The sequence below is a fragment of the Streptomyces longispororuber genome, assembly GCF_024448165.1.
Taxonomy (GTDB): Bacteria; Actinomycetota; Actinomycetes; order Streptomycetales; family Streptomycetaceae; genus Streptomyces; species Streptomyces longispororuber_A.
The window spans coordinates 1-6,208 of the sequence record NZ_JAMOLN010000348.1; the positions used below are offsets into that span (position 1 = coordinate 1).

The 6,208-nt window shown below is 73.7% G+C and carries 4 protein-coding genes; 1 reads left to right on the top strand and 3 read right to left on the bottom strand.

The genetic code is table 11. From position 1 onward, the window contains the following. Positions 1 to 1,749 (bottom strand): family 78 glycoside hydrolase catalytic domain (locus tag M4J07_RS46145; RefSeq protein WP_255983078.1); only part of this gene is annotated, 1,749 nt, incomplete at its 3' end. A gap of 9 nt (positions 1,750 to 1,758) precedes the next feature. Beyond that, on the bottom strand, positions 1,759 to 3,267 hold the full coding sequence (locus M4J07_RS46150) for an alpha-L-fucosidase (RefSeq protein WP_255983080.1): 1,509 nt from the start codon (positions 3,265 to 3,267) through the stop codon (positions 1,759 to 1,761). Positions 3,268 to 3,344: 77 nt separating this feature from the next. Here M4J07_RS46150 and M4J07_RS46155 point away from each other — a divergent pair, with 77 nt between their 5' ends. Further along, on the top strand, positions 3,345 to 5,534 hold the full coding sequence (locus M4J07_RS46155; RefSeq protein ID WP_255983082.1) for a beta-galactosidase: 2,190 nt from the start codon (positions 3,345 to 3,347) through the stop codon (positions 5,532 to 5,534). Here the strand turns inward: M4J07_RS46155 and M4J07_RS46160 are convergent. Then, the coding region (locus tag M4J07_RS46160) for a beta-galactosidase small subunit (protein ID WP_255983084.1) at positions 5,465 to 6,208 on the bottom strand (744 nt) is incomplete at its 5' end. The two genes, M4J07_RS46155 and M4J07_RS46160, sit on opposite strands and share 70 nt — an antisense overlap.

Consider the following 6,208-nt stretch of genomic DNA (forward strand, 5'->3'; position numbering starts at 1 on the left):
CTGACCGCGGTCGCGCCACAGTCCGCCGCCCGCCTCGATGCGCTCGGCGACCTTCGCCGACCAGGCGGTCATGGACGGTAGCTGGGTGCTCAGCAGCTGCAGGTCCCCGCTCGCCCGGTACAGGGCCCAGGGCACGAGGACGGCGGCGTCGCCCCACAGGGCGTGGGCGCCGTCGGCCATGGGCGGGTCGAGTATGTCGGGGACGACGAGGGGCACGGACCGGTCGGAGCGGGCGAGTTGCTCGGCGGCGAGGTCGCGCAGCCAGCCGGCGAGCATGCCTGAGCAGTCGTGGAGGAAGGCGGCGGTGGGGGCGAAGACGGCGATGTCGCCGGTCCAGCCGAGCCGTTCGTCGCGTTGCGGGCAGTCGGTGGGCAGGTCGAGGAAGTTGCCGCGCTGGGAGTGCACGACGTTCTCGTGGAGCCGGTTCAGCAGCGGGTCGCTGCTCTCGAACCAGCCGGTGCGCTCCAGGTCGGTGTGGAGCACGACGGCCTCGACGCAGGCGGGGTCGAGCGGGCCGGGCCAGGCGTCGATCTCGGCGTAGCGGAAGCCGTGGAAGGTGAATCGCGGCTCGTAGGTCTCGGGTTCCGGTCCGCCGCGCAGGGTGTAGGTGTCGGTGGCGGCGGCGCCGCGCAGGGGGCGGCGGGCGAGCTCGCCGCCTTCGAGGACTTCGGCGTGGCGCAGGGTGACGGTGTGTCCGGCGGGTCCGGTGACGCGGATGCGCAGCCGGCCGACGAGGTTCTGGCCGAAGTCGAGGACGGTCCGCCCGGACGGTGTCGTGTGCACCGCCCGGACGGCGACGGTCTCGGTGCGCCGCGTCGGTGGCCCGGTGGGAGCCACCAACTCGGCCGTCGGAGGCGGAAGTTCGCGCACGGGATGCCAGTCGTGGTCGTCGTCGTGTCCGGGGCTCGACCAGCCGGAGCGCTCGCGCCGCGCGTCGTACTCCTCCCCGTCGTACAGCTCGGAGCGGAGCAGGGGGCCGGTGGTCCAGTGCCAGGTGCCGTCCGTCGCGACGGTAGTGGTGCTGCCGTCGGTGTGGTGGATCTCCAGTTGGGCGAGGAGGGCGCGGTGCGGGCCGTAGCGGTCGCGCCGGCCGCCGTCCCAGCCGAGGCGGCCGGTGTACCAGCCCTCGCCGAGGAGCGCGCCGATGACGTTCTCGCCGGAGCGGAGCAGTGCGGTGACGTCGTGGGTGCGGTAGCGCAGACGGTGGCGGTAGGAGGTCCAGCCGGGTTCGAGGACCTCGTCACCGACACGTCGCCCGTTGAGTTCGGCCTCGTACACGCCGTACGCGGTGCTGTACAGGCGGGCCGCCGCCACCGGCTCGGTGACGGTGAAGGCCTTCCTCACCAGGGCGACGGGGAGCGGTCCCTGGGGTGCGGTCGTGTCGGGGGTGACGGGGCGGGCGGTCCAGTCCCCCGGGTGGAGGAGACCTGCCTCCACCGTCACGGGCGCGGACCAGTCGGCCGGTTCGTCGCGCGCACCGCCCCATACGCGGACGCTGACGGTGACGCGCTGCCGGGAGGCGAGCGGCGGGCCGGGCCACGGCACCAGGACGGATTCGGCGCTCGGGACGCGTCCGGTGTCGGTGAGGAGCCGTCCGCCGGGATCCGTCACCCTGATCCGATGGGCGCTCTGGGTCCAGTCGGGTTCGTCTGTCTCGGTGCGCCAGGTCAGTCGGGGCGCCGCCGTACCGATGCCGAGGGCGTCGCGGAGGTGTTCGATGACGACGGGGGTGGTGAGGGCGGGGCTCATGGACACCTCTCAGGAATAGGCGAGGCGCAGGACCTGGACGTAGGGGGTGGGCGGCCGGTCGGGCAGGCGCACCTCCAGGCCGTCGGGTCCGCCGCGCCAGGTGACGGGTTCCGGTGAACCCAGCAGGGTGACGGTGGCGGGGGTGGTGTCGAGGCTGCGGATGCGGACCTTGCGGTCGTCGGGCCAGGACATGACGAAGGCGTACACGACGCCCGGGTCGGCGGCCCGGGTGAAGCGGAGGTCCCGTGCGGTGTAGTCGAGCCTGGCCTCGCGGGAGCGTTCGCCGGAGACGTTGGTGGGGCCTTCGCCGTACACGGTCCAGGGGCGGGTGCCGTAGATCGCTTCGCCGCAGGTGCGCAGCCAGGCGCCGAGCGAGTCGAGGACGTGACTGACCTCGTCGTCGATGGTGCCGTCGGGCAGTTGGGGCACGTTCAGCAGGAGGCAGCCGTTCTTGCTGACGGTGTCGACGAGGAGGTGGACGATCTCCTGTGCGGACTTGTAGGTCTCGCCGTCGTTGTGGAACCAGTCGCCGATGCTGGTGTCGTACTGCCACGGGTACGGGTCGAGGCCGCCGAGCTGGTGGCGTTCGACGTCGAGGAGGACGGCGCCGCGGTCCGCGTCGGCGACGGTCTTGATGCTGATGGCGCCTTCTGGGGTGCGGTTGTAGTAGGCGGCGAGGAAGTCCAGGCCGCGGGCCCGGTCGGCCGGCGCCGCCTCGCAGACGCTGCCGTCGTCGAAGGGGAGCCGGGAGTCGTCGAGGTACACCAGTTCCGCGCCGTACCGTTCGGTGACCTCGGCGAGCCGGGCGTAGAAGTCCTCGACGAACGCCGTGGTGGGGGTGTCGCCGGGCCGGCGCGGCGGACCGTACAGGGCGCGCGGGTCGAGCCCCTCCCACCAGGTGCCGTGCCCGTCGGCGGCGGTGAGATGCCCGTCGTAGGGCCCGTCGGCGTCCTGGCCGAACGCGGCGTCGAGCCAGCGCCAGGTCCACGATCCGGCGTGCATGCTGACGCCGAAGCGCAGCCCGGCGGCGCGGGCGGCGGCCTCCCAGCGGGCGACGACGTCCGTGCCGGGTCCGACGTTCACCGCGTTCCACGGCTGCCGGGTCGAGTCCCACAGGTCGAAGTTGTCGCAGTGGGCGGCGAGGGAGACGAAGTAGCGGGCTCCGGCGCGGCGGAAGCGGTCCATCAGGGCGTCGGGGTCGAAGCGTTCGGCGCGCCAGGTGTGGCAGAGGTCCTTGTGGCCGAAGCGGGAGGGGTGCCCGTAGTGGGCGCGGTGGTGCGCGGTCTGGCGGGCCGTGCGGTCGCGTTCGAAGTCCTCGGTTCCCGCGTAGGGGCCGTAGAGGTGGCGGGCGTACCAGTCGCCGCGGCGGGCGGCGGACTGTGGTCCCCAGTGGGCCCAGATGCCGAGTTTGGCGTCGCGGAACCAGTCGGGCACGTGATGGCGGCGCAGCGACGCCCAGTCGGGCGTGTAGCGGGCGCCGGTCGCGTCCGTCGGCTCGCTCAGTTCGTCGATGCTCACGCAACTCCCCTTCGCCGTAAGGCGGTTGTGATGTCGGCCGGATTGACCGGGCCGGGGTGGCATGCCACCTTCTGGGCATGTCGAACTCTGAGCGGCACTCTGCGGTGGAGGATGCGGACCGGGCGCGGGTCGGCACCGCGTACTACTTCGAGTACGGTCCGCCCGACCGTCTGGACCTCGACCTCGATCTGATCGCCGGGACGGGGCTCTCGCTGATCCGGGTCGGCGAGTCCGTCTGGTCCACCTGGGAACCGTCCGAGGGCCGCTTCGACCTCGACTGGATCGTGCCGGTCCTGGACGGCGCGCACCGGCGAGGTATTCGGGTGCTGCTGGGAACGCCCACGTACGCGGTGCCGCCGTGGCTGCAGCGGGCCCACCCGGAGATCGCGGCGGTCCGCGCGGACGGCTCCCGGGTGCCGTGGGGCGGCCGGCAGGAAGTCGACTTCACGCATCCGGTGTTCCGTCGGTATGCCGAGCGAGTCGTGCGGCGGATCGTGGGCGCGCACGCCGGGCACCCGGCGGTCGTCGGCTTCCAGGTGGACAACGAGCCGGGGCTCCACCTCCTGCACAACCAGGGCGTGTTCACGTCGTTCGTGGCGCGCCTCAAGGAGCGGTACGGCACGGTGTCGGCGCTCAACGAGGCGTGGGGTCTGACCTATTGGTCGCACCGCCTGTCGTCGTGGGACGAGTTGTGGGAGCCGCGGGGCGACACGACGCCGTCGTACGACCTGGCGTGGCGGCGCCACCAGGCCGAACTGACAGCGGAGTTCGTCGCCTGGCAGGCGGGCATCGTGCGCCGTCTCGCGCGCCCCGGCCAGTACGTGACGACGTGCCTGGCGGTGACCCGGCCCGCCGTCGACGAGGAGGCGGTGTGCGCACCGCTCGACGTGACGGCCGGCAACGTCTACTACGCCGCGCAGGACGAGCTGGCGCTGCCGGACCCGGGACGCCGGCACGAGGGCGGCTGGTTCGGGCAGGGCGTGTGGCAGCTGTACCAGTCGGCGGACCGGCTGTGGGGCGCACGCCAGGAGCCGTTCCTCGTGACGGAGACCAATGCGACGTCCATCGGCGGCTCGCACTCCAACCATCCGCCGTACGCGGGCCAGTTGCGCCAGGCCGCCTGGGCACTCGCGGCGCGGGGCGCCCGCCTCGTCCAGTACTGGCACTGGCACTCGCTGCCCTTCGGCGCGGAGACGTACTGGGGCGGCGTCCTCGGCCACGGCTACGAACCCGGCCGGGTCCACGACGAAGTGGCGCGGACGGCGCGGGAGTTCGAGGCGGCGGGCCTGGAGCTGACCGGGCTCGTACCGGACGCGGACGCCGTGTTCGTGCGGTCGGTCGACAGCGACTGGGCGATGCAGTGCCAGCCGCCGCTGGCGCGCCCCGGCACGTCGGCGCCGGACCCGGGCTCGTACGGCCGCATCTTCGGGGCTTTCTACCAGGCCTTCTTCGACGCGGGCGTGCAGGCCCGCGTCGTCTCGCCGGACCAGCTGCACCGGCTCCTGACCGGGGCGGGTGAGGTGCCGCGCGTCCTGGTGGTGCCGGCCCTGTACGTCGCCGACGACGAGACGCTGACGCTCCTCGGCGGCTACGCGCGCTCCGGCGGGCACCTCGTGCTGACCTTCCGTACCGGGTACGCCGACGAGGAGGCACGGGCACGCTCCATGGTGGCGCCCGGGCTGCTGCGGAAGGTGGCCGGGGTGCGCTGCGAGGAGTACGCGAACCTGACCGGGCCGCTGCCGCTGGCGGGGACATCGGAACTGGACCTGGGCCCCGGCGCGCATGCCGAGGGGTGGGCGGACGCGCTCGTCGAGGAGGGGGCGCGGCCGCTGGCCCACTACCGGCATCCGCACTTCGGGCAGTGGCCCGCGGCGACCGTGCGCGAGCACGGGCGGGGACGGGTGACCTGGGTGGGGACGCTGCCGGACGCGGAGTCGGCGCGGGCCCTGGCGGCGTCCGTGGCGGGCGGGGCGACGCGGCGTGCGCCGTGGGAGCCGCTGCCCGCGTCGGTGACGGTCACCTCCGCCCGCAACTCCGAGGGTGCCCGGCTGTGGTTCGTGCACAACTGGAGCTGGCAGCCGACTCGGATCACGGTGCCGGAAGCGGTCCGGGACGTGCTCGGTACCGAGCACGTGGCAGCCGGTGAGGCGCTGGACCTCGGTCCGTGGGATGTCCGGGTGCTGTGCGCGCGGTCCGGTCACGGCGTGCCCCCGGGGGCGACGGAGCGCAGCAGCAGGGCGAACGACCGGCCGGAGGGCCGCAGTTGATGCTCCTCCAGGGGGCCCGGGCCACAGGAGGCACTGCCGAGGCCGTACTGGCCGACGTCGATGTGCAGATGGACCTGGCCGTCGGGGGCGAGTTCGCAGGGGTGCGCGGCGGCTTCGAGGGCCTCGGTGCTCCAGGGGCGGACGGTGAGGCCGAAGGGCCGGTCCGGGTCCGCGGCCTCGACGCGCAGCCCGGTCCCGGTCGTCGGGTCGGTGAGTTCGGCCCAGCGCACGGCGGCGCGGCGGCCGTTCTCCTGGGGCACGACGTAGGGCGTCTGGAGCCCGGCGAGGTCCGAGGTGAACAGGCCCACCCGCGCGGCCTGTTCACTGTCCGGGTAGGCCTCCCCCGGACCCTTGCCGTACCAGCGCACCCGCTGGAGCGTGCCGGGCAGAGTGAAGCGGATCCCGGCCCTGGGCAGCGTCAGGTCCCGCCACGGGCCGTCCGGGACGATCTCGACGGCCAGACGCAATGCGTCTCCCTCGGCGGTCCACGTGTGGCGCAGGACCAGGCCGTGCGGGAGTCCTTCGGGGGCGTGGCGGACGACGCCGGGCGCGAGGGTGCGGGGCACGAGCCGGTCGAGGCCCGCCGCCCGCCAGGTGCGCAGGACGGAGTTGTCGCCCATGCCGCGGTCGTTGTCGGTGGGGGCGCGCCACACGTCCAGGTGAGGCCCGTCGAG